Genomic DNA, 17,436 nt, shown 5'->3' with positions numbered 1-17,436 from the left:
CTCAGGCCTCCTGATGCCGCCCGACGAGCCACAGCTCGACCGCGGCCCCGAATTCGTCGCGGACCGCCTCGTCGGCGATCTCCTCCAGCGCCTCGCGCAGGAAGGCCTCGACCAGCATGGCCCGGGCCGTGCGCTCGTCGATGCCGCGGCTGCGCAGGTAGAACAGCGCCGCGGAGTCGAGCTCGCCGATGGTCGCGCCGTGGCTGCACTTGACGTCGTCGGCGTAGATCTCGAGTTCGGGCTTGCTGTCGATCTCGGCGGTGCGCGACAGCATCAGCGCCCGGTTCAGCTGGTAGCCGTCGGTCCGCTGGGCGTCGCGCCGGACGATGATCTTGCCCTGGAAGACGCCGCGTCCCTTGTCGTCGAGCACGCCCTTGAACACCTCGCGCGACCGGCAATCCGGCACGGCGTGGTCGATCAGCGTGGTGGTGTCGATGTGGCGGTTGCCGTCGGCGAGATAGGCGCCGGTGACATGGCCGTTGCCGCCGGTGCCGGCGAAGGTGGCCGTCACCTCGGTCCGCGCCAGATCGGCGCCGAGGCTGAGGGTGAAGCTGTCATAGGTGGCGTCGCGGCCGATCCGGACGCGGCCGTTGACGAGATGGACCGCCTGCAGCCCCTCGCTCTGGCGCCGGTAGTGGCGCAGCCGGGCGCCGTCGCCGATCTCGGCCTCACCCACCGCATTGGTGAAGTAACCGGCGTTGTCGGTGCCGTGATAGGACTCGATCACCGTCGCCTGGCTGTTGGCGCCGACCAGGATCAGGATCCTGGAATGGCTGGCCACCGGCGCCTCGCCGGGCGCGGACAGGAACACCAGGCGGATCGGCGCCTCGATCACCGCGCCGGCCACGATGCGCAGCACGGCGCCGTCATCGACCAAAGCAGTGTTCAACTCCACCATCGAGGCCGCATCGGCGGCCGCGGCGAAGCGGGATTCGACGTCGGCGTCGCCATCCTCCAGCGCCGCGGCATAGCCGTCCAGGCGCAGCCCGGCGGGCAGGTCGTCGACATGCGACAGGTCCAGGCGCAGCTGGCCGTTGACGAAGACCATGGACGGGCCCTGCGCCGGGATGAAGGGGCGCAGCACCTCGGGCACCGCCAGCTCGTCCGGCGCCACGCTGGCGAAGCTGAACTTCTCCAGCCGCCGCAGGTCTGTGTATTTCCAGGCCTCCAGCTTGCGCGTCGGCAGGCCGAGGCTTTCAAACCGGGCCATGCCCGCCTCGCGCCGGCGGTCGATGGCGCTGCGGCCGACCCCGGGCAGGCCGGCGCGGCGGGCGGCGAAGCGGTCGCGCTGGGCGGCGACGGTGGGCGAGATCGTGATCCGTTCGCTCATGACCGGCTCACGCGCCGACCGGGACGGCACCGTCCGGAACGACGTTGGCATAGCCCTTTTCCTCGAGCTCCAGCGCCAACTCCTTGCCGCCGGACCGGACGATCCGGCCATCGGCCAGGACATGGACATGGTCGGGGATGATGTGGCTGAGCAGCCGCTGGTAATGGGTGATCACCAGCGCCGCGCGCTCGGGCGACCGCAGTCGGTTGACGCTCTCGGCCACCACCTTCAGCGCATCGATGTCGAGGCCGCTGTCGGTCTCGTCGAGCACGGCGAAGGTCGGCTCCAGGATCGCCATCTGCAGCGCCTCGTTGCGCTTCTTCTCGCCGCCGGAGAAGCCGACATTGACCGACCGCTTCAGCATGTCGGTCTCGATGCCCAGGCCCTTGGCCTTCTCGCGCAGCAGCTTGGTGAACTGCATCGGATCCAGCTCGGGCTCGCCGCGATGCTTGCGATGGGCGTTGTAGGCGGTGCGCAGGAAGGTGACGGTGCCGACGCCGGCGACCTCGAGCGGGTACTGGAACGCCAGGAAAACGCCGGCGCGCGACCGCTCCTCCGGCTCCAGCGCCAGCAGGTCCTGCCCTTCGAAGGTGATCGACCCGCCGGTGACCTCATAGCCGTCGCGCCCGGCGATGACGTAGCTGAGCGTCGACTTGCCGGAGCCATTCGGCCCCATGATCGCGTGGATCTCACCTTTGTTCACCGTCAGCGAGACCCCCTTGAGGATCTCCTTGCCATCGACGGAGACGTGCAGGTCCTTGATCTCGAGCATTCCGCTTTCCCTCGCCGCCTCACGGCGGCTTTCCTCAACTCAACCGGGCCGCGCGAACGCAGCGTCTTTCTGCAAATGCCGCATCGCCGCGGCGCGTGGTCAGCCGACCGAACCTTCCAGGCTGATGCCGACCAGCTTCTGGGCCTCGACCGCGAACTCCATCGGCAGGGCCTGCAGCACTTCGCGGCAGAAGCCGTTGACGATCAGGCCCAGCGCCTCTTCCGTGCCGATGCCGCGCTGGCGGCAGTAGAACAGCACGTCGTCGCTGACCTTGCTGGTCGTCGCCTCGTGCTCGACCTGCGCCGTCGGGTTGCGGCTTTCGATATAGGGCACGGTGTGGGCGCCGCAGGTGTCGCCGATCAGCAGGCTGTCGCACTGGGTGAAGTTGCGCGCGCCCTCGGCGCCCGGCAGGATCCGCACCAGGCCGCGATAGGTATTGTCCGACTTGCCCGCCGAGATGCCCTTGGAGATGATCCGGGACGTCGTGTTCTTCCCGATATGGATCATCTTGGTGCCGGTGTCGGCCTGCTGGCGGTTGTTGGTGATCGCCACCGAGTAGAACTCGCCGACCGAATTGTCGCCCTGCAGGATGCAGCTCGGATACTTCCAGGTGATGGCCGACCCGGTCTCGACCTGGGTCCAGCTGACCTTGGAGTTGCGGCCGCGGCAGGCGGCGCGCTTGGTCACGAAATTGTAGATGCCGCCTTTGCCCTCCTCGTCGCCCGGATACCAGTTCTGGACGGTGGAGTACTTGATCTCGGCGTCGTCGAGCGTCACCAGCTCGACCACCGCGGCGTGCAGCTGATTCTCGTCGCGCTGCGGCGCGGTGCAGCCTTCGAGGTAGGAGACGTAGCTGCCCTCGGCGGCGATGATCAGGGTGCGCTCGAACTGGCCCGTATTCTCCGCATTGATGCGGAAATAGGTCGACAGCTCCATCGGGCAGCGCACGCCCTTGGGGATGTAGACGAAGGACCCGTCGGTGAAGACGGCCGAATTCAGGGTGGCGAAGTAGTTGTCGGAATAGGGCACCACCGAGCCGAGATACTGGCGCACCAGCTCGGGGTATTTCTGCACCGCCTCGGAGATCGAGCAGAAGATGACGCCGACCTTCTCGAGCTGGTCCTTGAAGGTGGTGGCCACCGAGACGCTGTCGAACACCGCGTCGACCGCGACGCCGGCCAGCTTCTCCTGCTCGCGCAGCGGGATGCCCAGCCTCTCATAGACGGCCAGGATGTCGGGATCGACCTCGTCCAGGCTGCCCAGCTGCGGCTTCTTCTTCGGCGCGGCGTAGTAGTAGGCCGCCTGATAGTCGATCGGCGGGTGGCCGATCTTCGCCCAATGCGGCTCCTCCATGGTCAGCCACAGCCGGAAGGCGCGCAGCCGCCACTCGAGCAGCCACTCGGGTTCGTTCTTCTTGGCGGAGATGAAGCGAACGGTGTCCTCGCTCAAGCCCTTCGGCGCCGTTTCCATCTCGATGTCCGAGATGAAGCCGTGCTTGTAGCGGGTGTTCGTGATCTCTTCGACCTGTCGGACCGTCTCCTGGACCGCCGCCATGCCTCACTCCTCAACGCCTGAACCCAAACCGACTAACTCACGGGGCCGATTAACCAACCGGGCTAGTCGGGTAATCCGATGTGGCTGGCCCGCCGGAATGCTCCAGGACAGGCCCGTGCCGCCATCCACCTCACGCCAATAGATAGGCGTTCCAGCGGCGAATGCCAGCGAAAACCCGACCGCGAGAGTCGTTCTCAGCTGCGCCTCCGCCAAGGCGGGCATGCGACCCGCCCATGACCAAAAGCCTCGACATCACATCAGGTTGTTGGTGCCGGCGGGCAGCCGCACCGTCAGCCCGTCCAGCGCATCGGTCATGATGATCTGGCAGCCCAGCCGCGAGGTCTTGGTCAGGCCGAAGGCGAGGTCGAGCATGTCCTCCTCATCCTCCCGCGCCGGCTGCAGCCGCGCGTACCAGTCGGGCTCGACGATGACATGGCAGGTCGAGCAGGCCAGCGAGCCCTCGCAGGCGCCTTCGAGATCGACGTCGTATTTGTGCGCGATCTCCATGATCGACAGCCCGGCCGGGGCGTCGATCTCGCGGCGGTTGCCGTCGGGCTCGATGAAGATGATCCTGGGCATGACCGCCCTGCTCCTGCTCCAAAAGCGTGGTCTTTACCGCAAGCCGCAAACCGCCGGCAATCGGCGAAAATTCATGTCGGCCGTGTCACGCCACCGCACGTCCCCGCCGGCGGGCGGCGAGATCGGTCCAGGCAGCGACGCAGCGGTCGATCGCCGCCGCATCCGTGCTCGGCCCCAGGCTGATCCGGATCGCGCCGTCGGCGAGGTCGGCGGCCAGGCCCATCGCCTCAAGCACGTGGCTGCGGCGGACCTTGCCGGAGCTGCAGGCCGAGCCGGAGCTGACCGCGACGCCGGCGAGGTCGAGCGCCGCGACCTGGGTCTCGGCGGCGACTCCGGGCATGGCGACGCAGCTGGTGTTGGCGACACGCGGGGCGCCCGCCCCCAGCACGACGCCGCCGGCGGCTGTGAGGCGCTCTTCCAGATCCGCCCGCAGCGCCGCGATCCCGGCTTGGTCGGCCAGCCCGGCCACGACGAACGCGGCGGCGCCGAAGCCGGCGATGCCGGCGACATTCTCGGTGCCGGCACGGCGGCGGCCTTCCTGGGCCCCGCCGCGCAGCAGCGGCGCCAGCGGCAACCCGTCGCGCAGCACCAGCGCGCCGATGCCCTGCGGTCCGCCCAGCTTGTGGGCGGACAGGCTGAGCGCGTCGACCTCCGCCCCCACCGCCGGCAGCGCGATGCGCCCGGCGGCCTGGACCGCGTCGCAATGCACCAGCGCGCCATGACGGCGGGCGATCGCCGCGGCCTCGGCCACCGGCTGGATCACGCCGGTCTCGTTGTTGACCGCCATGATCGAGAGGATCGCCGGCCCGGACTCCGCCGCCAGAATGCGGTCGAGCGCGTCGAGATCGACCCGGCCGTCGCCATCGACCGGGATCCGTTCGGTCGCCCAGGCCAGCACGCTGTCATGCTCGACCGCCGAGACCAGGATGCGGCGGCGGCCGAGGCCGGTCAGCGCCAGGGCGTTGGCCTCGGTGGCGCTGCCGGTGAACACCACCTGGGCCGGCTTGACGCCGGCCAGGGCCGCGACCTGCGACCGCCCGGCCTCGGCGATGCGCCGCGCGTCGCGGCCGTGGCGATGCACCGAGGACGGGTTGCCGGTGCCGTCCAGCGCCGCGAGCATCGCCGCCCGCGCCTCGGGCCGCAGCGGCGCGGTGGCGTTGTGGTCGAGATAGACGGGGGTCACGGCACGCGCCTCACTCGGCGGCGGCGGTCACGTGCTGGCCGGCGGAAAAGAGATGGCTGGAGCCGAGCACCCGGCGGTTGACCACATCCTCGACCGTAATCGAGGAGAGATAGAGGTGGATCTGGTTGCCCAGCTCCTCCCATAAATCATGGGTCAGGCAGCGGCTCTTGTCGCTGTGGCAGCCGAGCGGGCTGTGCTTCTCGCAGCGCGTCGCCTGGATCGGCTCGTCGACCGCGACGATGATGTCGGAGATCCGCATGCTGCTGCAGGGCCGGGCCAGCAGATAGCCGCCGCCGGGCCCGCGCACGCTGCGGATCAGGCCGCTGCGTCGCAGCTTGGCGAACAGCTGCTCGAGATAGGGCAATGAGATTTCCTGGCGGAGGGCGATGTCGGCAAGCGCCACCGGACCGTCCGCACCGTGCCGCGCCAGGTCGACCATCGCCATGACGGCGTAGCGTCCCTTGGTGCTCAAACGCATGTTCCGCGCCCCCAATAGCCCGACCTGCCCGTCGGACCATGCTTCACGCAGCCATGGCCCGGATGACCGCCGCACCCGACCGCCGGATGCGCAATCCGCGCCATGATCATCCGCCCGTGCCGGACAGGTATGTCCCAATCATCGCCAAGACGCTTGAACACTCAGGCCGTCCCGATGGTATACGAACATTTCGCGTGGATCGCGTGGACGGCGGTGGCCGTCACGGTCCACGACGTGGCAGGGTGAATGACCGCTTAGATATAGACATCCAAACCCGATGGTCAAGAAAGCCGCCCCAACGCGCCACCCGGTGCACCGCGAAATTTACGGCCGATGATCCGGCCCGCACCGTCGCAACCTCGAGGAGCTTAACGGTCGATGCCGGACGTCATCTTCAACGGATCCGAAGGCCGCCTCGAAGGCCGCTACACCCCGAGCAAGCGCACCAACGCGCCGATCGCCCTGCTGCTGCACCCCGACCCGCTGGGCGGCGGGACGATGTTCAACAAGGTCGTGCACACGCTGTACCAGACCTTCAAGAAGCATGAATTCACCGTCCTGCGCTTCAACTTCCGCGGCGTCGGCCGCAGCCAGGGCGTGCATGACCGTGGCGAGGGCGAGCTGTCGGATGCCGCGTCGGCGCTGGACTGGCTGCAGGCGCTGAACCCGAATGCCGAGGCCTGCTGGGTTGGCGGCTTCTCCTTCGGCGCCTGGATCGGCATGCAGCTGCTGATGCGCCGGCCGGAGATCGACGGCTTCATCTCGATCTCGCCGCCGGCGAACAAGTACGACTTCACCTTCCTGGCCCCCTGCCCGTCCTCCGGGCTGGTCGTCCAGGGCGACAAGGATGACGTCGTCCCCCATGAATCGGTCCAGAAGCTGGTGAACAAGCTGTCGCTGCAGAAAGACATCAAGATCGACTACCGGATCATCCCGGGGGCCAATCACTTCTTCACCATGCATGGCGACCAGCTGCTGGCCCATATCGACGACTACCTGACCAAATCGGTGAAGCTGACGCCGCAGAACGGCGGCTGACGCCGGGCTGCAGGCGGGGCCACCACAGACCGGGCAGAGGAGAAGCCGCATGCCGACGAGCGACGCCGCAACCCCGAACGCCGACCAGATCGCCTATTGGAACGAGAGCGGCGGGCCGGTCTGGGTCGAGATGCAGGCCCAGCTCGACCGCATGACCGCGCCGTTCAGCCGGCGCACCGTGGATGCGCTGGCCCCCGCCGCCGGCGAAGCCCTGCTCGACATCGGCTGCGGCAGCGGCGGCAGCACGCTGGAGCTGGGCCAGCTGGTGGGCGCCGCGGGCAAGGTGCTCGGCGTCGACATCTCGGTCCCCATGCTCGGCCTCGCCCGGCGCCGCGCGGCGCAGGCCGGCTCGGCCAATGTCGAGTTCCGGGAAGCCGACGCCCAGACCGCCGATCTCGGGACCGCCGCCTTCGACGGGCTGTTCTCGCGCTTCGGGGTGATGTTCTTCGGCGACCCGGTCGCCGCCTTCACCAACCTGCACAAGGCGCTGAAGCCGGGCGGCCGTCTGGCCTTCGTCTGCTGGCGCACCCTGGCCGAGAACGCCTGGGCCACCGTGTCGATGAACGCGGCGCTGCGCCACCTGCCGGCCCCGCCCCGGCCGGAGCCGGGGGCCCCGGGCGCCTTTGCCTTCGCCGACCCGGACCGGATCCGCACCATCCTCAGCCGCGCCGGCTTCTCGACCATCGCCGCCACGCGCTTCGACACCAAATGCGGCGTCGGCGACCTCGACCAGACGCTGGCCCTGGTGCTGCGCAGCGGCCCGGTCGGCGCCATGCTGCGCGAGCATCAGGACAAGCGCGATATCGTCGCCGTCGCGGTGCGCGAGGCCCTGGCGCCGCATGAAACCGTCGACGGCGTGCTGCTGGACGCCGCCGCCTGGATCGTCACCGCCACGGCCTGAGGCCCCGGCCGCTCCTCCCCGAGGGGAAGTTCGGTTTGAGGCACGGGCGGCGGACGTGCTACAGCCCTTGTCCCGATCCTCCGACCGACAGCCGACGATCATGACCGGATTCCGCTCCGACTTCCTGCGCACCCTCCAGGCGCGCGGCTTCATCCACCAGATGACGGATGCCGAGGGCCTCGACGCCCTGGCGGCGAAGGGGTCGGTCACGGGCTATATCGGCTTCGACGCCACGGCGACCAGCCTGCATGTCGGCAGCCTGGTCCAGATCATGATGCTGCGCTGGCTGCAGAAGACGGGCGGCCGGCCGATCGCGCTGATGGGCGGCGGCACCACCAAGATCGGCGACCCGACCTTCCGAGACGACGCCCGGCCCCTGCTCGACAACGCCACGATCGACAGCAACATCGCCTCGCTGCGAACCGTGTTCGCCAAGCTGCTGGATTTCGACCACGGCGCGATCATGGCCAACAACGCCGATTGGCTGGATGAACTGGCCTACATCCCGTTCCTGCGCGAGATCGGCCGGCACTTCACCATCAACCGGATGCTGAGCTTCGATTCGGTGAAGCTGCGGCTCGACCGCGAGCAGCCGCTGACCTTCCTCGAATTCAACTACATGATCCTGCAGGGCTACGACTTCCTCGAGCTGGCGCGCCGCCACGACTGCGTGCTGCAGATGGGCGGGTCGGACCAGTGGGGCAACATCGTCAACGGCATCGACCTGACCCGGCGCATTGCCGGGCGTGAGGTCTACGGCCTGACCTCGCCGCTGCTGACCACCTCGTCCGGCGCCAAGATGGGCAAGACCGCGGCCGGCGCCGTGTGGCTGAACGAGGACCGGCTGCCGGTCTACGACTACTGGCAGTACTGGCGGAACACCGAGGACGCCGATGTCGGCCGCTTCCTCAAGCTGTTCACCGAGCTGCCGCTGGACGAGATCGACCGGCTGGCGGCGCTTGATGGAGCCGAGATCAACGAGGCCAAGAAGATCCTGGCCACCGAGGCGACCGCGCTGGTGCATGGCCGCGACAAGGCCGCGGCGGCGGCCGAGACCGCGCGCCAGGCCTTCGAGCAGGGCGTGTCGGCCGAAGGCCTGCCGTCGGTCGACATCCCGCGCGGCGAGCTGGAGGCCGGCATCGCGGCCTTCCGCCTGTTCGCACGAGTCGGGCTCGCCACCTCGAACGGCGAGGCGCGGCGGCTGATCCAGGGCGGCGGCGGCCGCGTCAACGACGCCGCCATCGCCGACCCGGAGCAGACGATCGGCAGCGGCGAGATCGGCGCCGACGGCGTGGTCAAGCTGTCCGCCGGCCGCAAGAAGCACGTGCTGGTGCGGCCGGCCTGACGTAGGGGCTGCCGCACGGCCGTTGCGGCGACCCCGCGAACGGGGCAGCATCGCTTTCCTCAGAGAGCTTGCGGCGCGCAGGGACATCCGCCCTAGCGCGTCACGACAGGGAGCGATGCGATGATCCGACAGGTGGCGGCGGCGCTGGCCGTGGCAGCATGTGGCCTCGGTTCCGCAACCGGGGCGCAGGCCGCGTCCCGCCCCGCGGTCGAGGCGCCGGACGGCATGGTGGTGTCGTCGCAGCACCTCGCCTCCGACGCCGGGGCCGAGATCCTGCGCGCCGGCGGCAACGCCATCGACGCCGCGGTCGCCACCGGCTTCGCCCAGGCGGTGACCAACACCTGCTGCGCCAATATCGGCGGTGGCGGCTTCATGGTCATCCACCTGGCCAAAGAGAACCGCGACACCTTCATCAACTTCCGCGAGATGGCGCCGGCCGCCGCGACCAAGGCGATGTATCTCGACGCCGCCGGCAACCCGGTCAAGGGCGCCAGCCTCTACGGCTATCTCGCCGCCGGCGTGCCGGGCAGCGTGCTGGGCCTCGACAGCGCCCTGGCGAAATACGGCACCCTGCCGCGCGAGACCGTGATGGCGCCGGCGATCAGGCTGGCGCGCGAAGGCTTCATCCTGACCCGCGGCGACACCGACATCATCGATGCCGGCGCCGCCCTGCTGAAGAAGGACCCGGTGGCGGCGAAGATCTACTTCAAGCCCGACGGCTCCGCCCTGCAGCCCGGCGACCGGCTGGTGCAGCCCGAGCTCGCCGACACGCTGGAGGCGATCGCCAAGGGCGGGCCGGACGCCTTCTACAAGGGCCCGATCGCCGAGAAGGTCGCGGCGGCGATGAAGGCCAATGGCGGCATCATGACCGCCCAGGACCTCGCCGACTACAAGGTGACGGAGACGGATCCGGTCACCTGCTCCTACCGCGGCTACGTCTTCGTGTCCTCGCCGCCGCCCTCCTCCGGCGGCACCACGATGTGCGAGATCCTGAACATCCTGGAAGGCTACGACATGAAGGCGCTGGGCTACCATTCGGCGGCCAGCGTGCACCTGATGGTCGAGGCGATGCGCCACGCCTACATGGACCGCAACACCTATCTCGGCGACCCGGCCTTCGTGACCAACCCGCTCGACCGGCTGCTGAGCAAGGACTACGCGGCCCAGATCCGGGCCCGGATCCAGCCCGACAAGGCGACGCCGTCGAAGGACGTCCAGCCCGGCATCGCGCCGCATGAGAAGACCGAGACCACCCACTACTCCGTGGTCGACAAGGACGGCAACGCGGTGTCGGTCACCTACACCATCAACGGCCTGTTCGGCGCCGGGGTGATCGCGCCCGGCACCGGCTTCCTGCTGAACGACGAGATGGACGACTTCACGGTCAAGCCGGGCGTGCCGAACCTGTTCGGCCTGGTGCAGGGCGAGGCCAATTCGATCGCGCCGGGCAAGCGGCCGCTGTCGTCGATGGCCCCGACACTGGTGACCAAGGACGGCCACGTCGTGCTGGTGCTGGGCAGCCCGGGCGGGGCGCGCATCATCACCATCACGCTGCAGGCGGCACTGAACATCATCGACTACGGCATGCAGCCGCAGGAGGCGGTGAATGCGCCGCGCATCCACCACCAGTGGCTGCCGGACGAGGTCTTCGCCGAACCCTATGCGCTGTCGCCCGACACGGTGAAGCTGCTGGGCGAGATGGGCTACAAGGTCACCGAGCAGACGCCCTGGGGCGCGGCCGAGCTGATCGCCCTGCCGCTGCCGGTTGCCACGGGCGCCGCCTCCTCCGGCAATGATTCCACCCTCGGCGGCAAGATGAGGCCCGGCTTCGTCTACGGCGCCAATGACGACCGCCGGCCGGCGGGGCTGGCGGTGGGGGAATAGGCCGTCATCGGTCGCTGACGGGCGGCCGCGGTGGCGGCCGGCGTGGTGTCGGCGCCGGCGCCCCGCCATCCGACGGCGTCTCCTCGAAGAACAGGCGCCGCAGGAAGCCCGGCGCCAGTACCGAGAGCGGATTGACCGAAACCGATGGGTCGGCGAAGGAGCCGCGGATGGTGTAGGTGAAGGCGAACAGCCCGCCGCCCCCGCCGCCGGTCAGGATGTCGCCAAGCAGCGGGATCGAGCCGATCACGCTGTTGATGTGGTAGATCGGCACGATGGTGCCGGCCAGGTCGATGGTCTCGGCCTTCAGGTCGAGGATGCCGTCGAAGGCCAGGCCGAGGTCGCCGCCGGCACCGCGACCCTGCTTCAGCGTCACCCGCCGCTGGGTGGCCGCATAGGTGAAGTCGGCCTCGAGCCGGTTGAAGGTCAGCCCGCTGGTGCCGAACAGGTCCTGGATGCCCGAGGGCGAGGTCGCCGCCAGCAGCCGCGCCACCCCCGGCGCGTCGCGCAGCACGAAGCCGCGGGCGTCGAGCTGGCCGTCGATCGCCCCGGTCGTGCCGTTCCGCGTGCCGGTCGCCAGCAGGCTGCCGCCGGAGATGTTGTCGGCGATGTCGAGCACGCGCAGCGCCTCGCCCGCATCCTCGCCGCGCAGGGTCACGATCTGGCGGTCCGGCTGCCCCTGCTGCGGCGTCAGCCGCAGGTCGACCGGCTTACCGCCCGGCAGCAGCGCCGCCAGCGTCACGTCCTGCAGGTTGGTGGTGCGCCCGATCGCCCGGCCGCGCACCGACTTGAGCGACCGGTCCTTGCCGAAGACCAGTTCGCCGACCGCGAAGGTGGCGTCGATCTGCGGCCCGGGGGCACCGTCAGCGGCGGCGGCGTCCTGCGCGCCGGCGCTGCGGCGCTGGCCCAACAGGCCGGAGACGTCAAGGCGCGGGCCGTCGAGCGCCAGGCGGTAGCTGTCCGGCCCCAGCACCTCGACCTGGCCCTTCACCTGGGTCTGCCCCTGCTGCAGCGAGCCGATGTTGAGCTGCGCCAGGGACCCGTCGCGCGCGAAATCGGCGCTGCCGGAGAGCGCGATATCGCCGCCGGAGACGCTGAACTGCGACACCTTGGCGACGCGCGCCCCGGCCAGGGACAGCGTCACCGCCGCGTTCGCCTTGCCCCCGGGCGGCTTGGTCCAGCCGATCGGGTCGAGCGAGATCCGCGCATCGGTAAGGTCGAGCTTGGCGTCGAGCGTGCCGGTGCTGCCGCCCATCGCCAGGTCGAGATCGGCGACCACGGTGCCGCCGATCATCTGGATCTCCGGCAGGTGCAGGGCCGCGCGGGCGGCCGGGTCGAGCGTCACCTTGGCGGAGACCTTGGTGTCGACGGGGGAATCGTCGAAAGCTTCGTGCCAGGTGAACGCGACCGGCACCGTGTTGACCTGCGCCCGGCCGTCGAGCGTCATCCCGGCCTTGTCGAGCGCGAGCTTGGCGTTGCCGCCGCTCACGTCGTAGCCGGGCTTGACGGCGGTCACGCCGACATCGGTCAGGTCGCCGTCGGCCGCGAGCCGGATCTGCTCGAAGGTCAGGTCGGCGAGCAGCGAGAAGCCGAAGCGCAGCCGGGCGGCCACCCGCCCCGACATGCGGTCGGGATCCAGGCCCACCTTCTTGGCGTAGCCGAGCCGCGGCACGTCGAGCACCCCCATCACCGACTTCACCGGCCCTTCGATCGGGGCGTCGATCTCGATCACCTGGTCGTGCTGGTCTAGGCCGGTGATGGTGATGTCGGCAGGCTTCAACGCGATGTCGCCGATCCCCCCGCCGGCGGTGGCGATGCGCAGCAGCGACTGGTTGAAGCTGCCCGCGGCGTTGAGGCCGGTGATCTTCGGCAGGCCGTTGAAGTAGTTCACCGTCAGCCCGCGCGCCTGCAGGGTGCCGTCCAGCGACACCAGCGCCGCATTGGCGGGATCGGCCAGCGGCGCGCGCGCCTGCAGGCTGAACTCGGTCCGGTCGATCATGCCGTCGCGGAGGTTGGTGGTGATCCAGTCTCGGGCGCCGCTGGGCACGCCGGGCGGCCACAGGCTGTCCAGCAGGTCGACCGGCAGGCTGGCGACCGTGCCGACGATCGCCACCTCGATCGTGTCCTGTGGCGCATCGACCTGGCCGGACAGGGATATCCTGGGCCCGCCGAGATCGATGGTGAAGTCGTCCAGCACCAGGCGCCGCTTCGGCAGGTCGACCGACCCCGACAGGCTGGCCCGGGCGGCGCTGAACGGCGCGGTCCACAAAGGCGGCAGCATCAGCCGGGTATTGATGCTGGTCAGCGAGAACCGGCCGGTGGTCGGCTGGAACCGGGAATCGAAATCGACGTCGAGCCGGCCCGACACCGGGCTCTGGATCGCCTCCAGCGGCGCCAGCACCGGCGAGATCCGGGTCAGCGACGCCGGGGTCACGTTGGTGAAGCCGATCGCCGCCCGACCGCTCCGCCGGGCGCGGACATAGTGGATCTCGCCCGAGAAATCCGAGGCCCCGCCGGCGGACACCACGGTGAGCGAGGCCCTGCCGTCGACGCCGGTCGCCGTCCGGCTGAGGTCGGCGGCGGCCTTCGGCGCATACCAGGTCTGGCCGAGCATGCGGTCGTCGATGCTGACGCTGCCGTCGACCACCGTCAGCCGCCGCAGCGACGCGATCGGGCTGGTGCCGCTGTCGAGCCGGGCGTCGAGAGCCGCCAGCAGGTCCTTGACCACATCCCGCGTCGGCGGCCCGGCTGGCGGCGGCGCGACCGGATCCGTCGGCGGCCCCTGGGGATTCGCCTGTGCCGCGCTGTCCAGGCCGAAGCTGAAATCGCCCTCGGCGGTGCGGACCACCCGCAGATGCGGCCGGATCATGTCCAGCCGCAGCGGGGCCACCTCGCCGCGCGCCAGCCGGGGCAAGCTGAGGTCGGCCGAGATCTCCGGGATGATGGCGATCGCCGTCCCGTCCTTCTGGCGCACCCGGACATTGGTGGCGGTCAGCACCAGCGGCCGCTGGAACCCGTCCCAGCGCAGCGAAAGACTGCCCAGCTCAGTGGTGGCGTTCTGGTCGGAGATCGCCTGTTCGACATACGGCGTCAGGCCGCCGATCTCCAGCGGCCCGGACGACAGCCGCCACGCCAGGGCGACAGCGGCGAGCGCGAAGCCGGCGACCGCCAGACCGACGATCTCCGCCAGGATCTTCAGCGCCCTCATCCCGAACGTTTCACCCCTGCTTGACCAGTACCCGCAGGCACCCGATGCTGCGCCCGCACCTTAGGCACTTGGAAAGCTCGATGCCACGTCTTGATGTCGCCTGGCCCGATGCCGTCTGGCCCCGCGCGGGCGACCCCGACCGCGCCCGGCGCGGGCTCGAACGTTGGGTTGAACGCGCGGCCGAGCAATCCGATCCCGAGCTTCGCGAATTTGCCGTGGCGCTGCCCTCCGACCCCGGCGGCCACGCCCTGCTGGAGGCGGTGTTCGGCGGCAGCCCCTACCTCACCGAGCTGGTGCTGAAGACGCCCGCGACGATCCGACGCTTCCTGGCGGAAGGTCCCGACGCGGCCGTCGCCGCCGAGCTGGCGACTTTGCGCGCCGAGCTGGCCGCCGAGACCGACACCGCCCGGCTGATGGCGGCGTTCCGCCTGGCCAAGCGCCGCACCGCGCTGCTGATCGCCCTGGCCGACATCGGCAGCCAGTGGCCGCTGGAGCGGGTGACCGCCGCCCTGTCCGACCTCGCCGACACCACCCTGGACCTCGCGATCTCGCACCTGCTGGCCCGCGCCGTGGGGCGTGGCCTGCTGCGGCCCGAGGCCGTGGCCACGCCCGACGCGTCCGGGCTGATCGTGCTGGGCATGGGCAAGCTCGGCGCGCGCGAGCTGAACTACTCCAGCGACATCGACCTGATCATCTTCTACGACCGCGACAAGGTGCCGACCGACCGGCCCGACGACCTCGGCCAGACCTTCACCCGGCTGGTGCGCGAGATGGTGCGGATCATGGAGGAGCGGACGGTCGACGGCTATGTCTTCCGCACCGACCTGCGGCTGCGCCCCGACCCCGGCGCGACGCCGCCGGCGGTGTCGCTGGAGGCGGCCGAGACCTACTACACCAGCCTGGCGCAGAGCTGGGAGCGGGCGGCGATGATCAAGGCCCGGCCGGTGGCGGGCGACAAGACGGCCGGCGACGCCTTCCTCGACTTCCTGACGCCCTTCGTCTGGCGCCGCAACCTGGACTTCGCGGCGATCCAGGACATCCATGCGATCAAGCGCCAGATCCACAGCCATCACGGCCACGGCGTCGTCGCCATCGAGGGCCATGACCTGAAGCTGGGCCGCGGCGGCATCCGCGAGATCGAGTTCTTCGTCCAGATGCAGCAGCTGATCTTCGGCGGCCGCGAGCCGAAGCTGCGGCTGCGCGGCACCATCGCCGGGCTGACGGCGCTGGCCGAGGCCGGCCGGGTGGACCGGGCCACCGCCGCCAGCCTGGCCGAGTGCTACCGCTTCCTGCGCCGGGTCGAGCACCGCATCCAGATGGTCGACGACCGCCAGACTCATGCGCTGTCGGAGAACCCGGCCGAGGTCGACGCGCTGGCGCGGTTCCTGGGCTTCCCCGACCCCGCCGGTTTCCGCACCGTCCTGACCGACACGCTGCGCCTGGTCGAGGGCCGCTACGCCGAGCTGTTCCAGGAGGAGCGGCCGCCCGAGGGCAGCGTCGCCCTGGTCTTCGCCGGCGCCGACGACCACCCGGGCACGGTCGAGACGCTGCAGCGGCTGGGCTTCGCCCGCCCGCCCGAGGCGATCGCCATCGTCCGCGGCTGGCTGCACGGCCGCTACCGGGCGCTGCGCAGCGACCGGGCGCGGACACTGATCAACAGCCTGCTGCCCCGGCTGCTGGCGATCGTCGGCGCCACCGCCGACGCCGACGCCACGCTGCAGCGGCTGGATGGCTTCCTGGGCCGGCTGCCGGCCGGCGTCCAGCTCTTCTCCTTGTTTAACATCAACCCAGAGCTCCTTGATCTCCTTATAGATATACTCGGATTTGGCGGCCGGATAGCCGATTATCTGACGACCCATGCCGGCCAGCTGGAGGCGGTGCTGGCGCCGGGCTTCTTCACCACCCTGCCGGAGCAGGACCGGCTGGAGGAGCGGCTGGGCAGCGAGCTGGCGACGGCGCGCGACTTCGAGGATTCGCTCGACGTACTGCGGCGCTGGACCAACGACCAACGCTTCCGCGCCGCGGTCCACATCCTGCGGCGGCTGTCGGAGACGCCGTCCTGCGCCGCCTTCCTGTCCGACGTCACCGAGGTGGCGCTGCGGGCGCTGACGCCCCGGGTGGAGGCGGAGTTCGCGCGCCGGCACGGCCGGTTCCCGGATGGCGGCATCGCCCTCCTCGCCCTCGGCAAGCTCGGCGGGCGCGAGATGACCATCCGCTCCGACCTCGACCTGATCATGATCCATGACGCGGGGGCGGATCAGGTGTCGGACGGCGACAAGCCGATCGGCCCGATGGTCTACTACACCCGGCTGATCCAGCGGCTGGTGTCGGCGATCACGGCGCCCACGGCGCAGGGAGCCCTGTTCGAGGTCGACATGCGGCTGCGCCCCTCCGGCAATTCCGGGCCGCTGGCGACCAGCCTTGACGCCTTCACCGCCTATCAGCAGGGGGAGGCCTGGACCTGGGAGCACATGGCCCTGACCCGGGCCCGGGTGATCCTGGCGCCGGAGCCGCTGCGCCGGCGGATCGAGGCCGAGGTCCGGGCCGTGCTGTGCATGAAGCGCGACCCCGACACGCTGCGCCGCGACATCGCCGAGATGCGCGGCCGGATGGCCCGCCAGCGCGACACGGCGGACATCTGGAACATCAAGCATTTCCGCGGCGGGCTGGTCGATATCGAGTTCATCGCCCAGCACCTGCAGCTGCTGCACGCCGCCGAGCATCCCGACATCCTGCACCAGGCCACGGCCGAGGCGCTGCGCCGCATCGCCGCCGCCGGGCTGCTGCCGCCCGACGAGGCCGAGGTGCTGCAGCGGGCGCTGGCGACCTGGCAGCGGCTGCAGGCGTTCCTGCGCTTCGCGGTGGAGGACAAGTTCGACCCGGCCGACGCTTCGCACGCCATGATCCAGGGCCTGCTGCGCGCCATCGGCGAGAACCGCACGGCGCCGCCCGAGGACCTCGACGCCGCCGTGGCCGGCATGCAGGAGCAGGCCGCGGCGGTCATGGCCATCTTCGACCGGGTGATCGGCCCGCCCCCGCCGCCCCGGGACGAGCCGGCGAAGGCGTAGGCAGCATGCTGAGGTCAGCCGGCCTCGTCGTATCGACGGGCTTGCCGAATGACGGCCGGCGTCCTAGGTCAGAGCGCAGCGAACCGCGTGTGGAGACAT

The 17,436-nt window shown here is 70.1% G+C and carries 12 protein-coding genes; 5 read left to right on the top strand and 7 right to left on the bottom strand.

Annotated features, from left to right (window positions below):
* Position 1: 1 nt before the first annotated feature.
* From sufD to AB4112_RS05525, 6 genes are all read right to left on the bottom strand, one after another.
* On the bottom strand, positions 2-1,330 hold the full coding sequence (gene sufD / locus AB4112_RS05550; protein WP_441717618.1) for a Fe-S cluster assembly protein SufD: 1,329 nt from the start codon (positions 1,328-1,330) through the stop codon (positions 2-4).
* Positions 1,331-1,337: 7 nt separating this feature from the next.
* Complete coding sequence (gene sufC, locus AB4112_RS05545) at positions 1,338-2,102, bottom strand: Fe-S cluster assembly ATPase SufC (protein WP_309796113.1); 765 nt, start codon at positions 2,100-2,102, stop codon at positions 1,338-1,340.
* A gap of 99 nt (positions 2,103-2,201) precedes the next feature.
* Entirely contained in the window at positions 2,202-3,656 is a 1,455-nt protein-coding gene (sufB, locus tag AB4112_RS05540) for a Fe-S cluster assembly protein SufB (RefSeq protein ID WP_309796112.1), read from the bottom strand.
* 252 nt (positions 3,657-3,908) lie between these two features.
* Positions 3,909-4,235, bottom strand: a complete 327-nt coding sequence (locus tag AB4112_RS05535) for a ferredoxin family 2Fe-2S iron-sulfur cluster binding protein (protein ID WP_309796110.1) — start codon at positions 4,233-4,235, stop codon at positions 3,909-3,911.
* An 85-nt stretch (positions 4,236-4,320) separates the two neighbouring features.
* Positions 4,321-5,418 (bottom strand): cysteine desulfurase family protein, encoded by a 1,098-nt coding sequence (locus tag AB4112_RS05530; protein WP_441717615.1) that lies wholly within the window; start codon positions 5,416-5,418, stop codon positions 4,321-4,323.
* A gap of 10 nt (positions 5,419-5,428) precedes the next feature.
* Positions 5,429-5,896 (bottom strand): Rrf2 family transcriptional regulator, encoded by a 468-nt coding sequence (locus AB4112_RS05525; RefSeq protein WP_309796108.1) that lies wholly within the window; start codon positions 5,894-5,896, stop codon positions 5,429-5,431.
* Positions 5,897-6,274: 378 nt separating this feature from the next.
* On the opposite strand from AB4112_RS05525, the gene AB4112_RS05520 reads away from it, so the two are divergent.
* From AB4112_RS05520 to ggt, 4 genes are all read left to right on the top strand, one after another.
* Positions 6,275-6,934: an alpha/beta hydrolase gene (locus AB4112_RS05520; protein WP_309796107.1), complete on the top strand. Its 660-nt coding sequence runs from the start codon at positions 6,275-6,277 to the stop codon at positions 6,932-6,934.
* 49 nt (positions 6,935-6,983) lie between these two features.
* Positions 6,984-7,835: a class I SAM-dependent methyltransferase gene (locus AB4112_RS05515; RefSeq protein WP_309796106.1), complete on the top strand. Its 852-nt coding sequence runs from the start codon at positions 6,984-6,986 to the stop codon at positions 7,833-7,835.
* Positions 7,836-7,935: 100 nt separating this feature from the next.
* The gene (gene tyrS, locus AB4112_RS05510) at positions 7,936-9,180 is read left to right on the top strand and encodes a tyrosine--tRNA ligase (protein WP_309796105.1); all 1,245 of its coding nucleotides are present in this window, start codon (positions 7,936-7,938) and stop codon (positions 9,178-9,180) included.
* Between the two features lie 120 nt (positions 9,181-9,300).
* A complete protein-coding gene (gene ggt, locus AB4112_RS05505) occupies positions 9,301-11,064 on the top strand; it encodes a gamma-glutamyltransferase (protein WP_309796104.1) in 1,764 nt (587 codons plus the stop codon).
* A 4-nt stretch (positions 11,065-11,068) separates the two neighbouring features.
* On the opposite strand, the gene AB4112_RS05500 is transcribed toward ggt, so the two are convergent.
* Positions 11,069-14,269, bottom strand: a complete 3,201-nt coding sequence (locus AB4112_RS05500) for a YhdP family protein (protein ID WP_441717612.1) — start codon at positions 14,267-14,269, stop codon at positions 11,069-11,071.
* 80 nt (positions 14,270-14,349) lie between these two features.
* On the opposite strand from AB4112_RS05500, the gene AB4112_RS05495 reads away from it, so the two are divergent.
* Positions 14,350-17,337: a bifunctional [glutamine synthetase] adenylyltransferase/[glutamine synthetase]-adenylyl-L-tyrosine phosphorylase gene (locus AB4112_RS05495; RefSeq protein ID WP_309796101.1), complete on the top strand. Its 2,988-nt coding sequence runs from the start codon at positions 14,350-14,352 to the stop codon at positions 17,335-17,337.
* Positions 17,338-17,436: the final 99 nt, after the last annotated feature.

Source organism: Inquilinus sp. 2KB_23 (genome assembly GCF_052115705.1).
Classification (GTDB): domain Bacteria; phylum Pseudomonadota; class Alphaproteobacteria; order DSM-16000; family Inquilinaceae; genus Inquilinus; species Inquilinus ginsengisoli_A.
The sequence above is the reverse complement of the archived record's forward strand: the minus strand, read 5'-3'. Positions and strand labels throughout refer to the sequence as shown.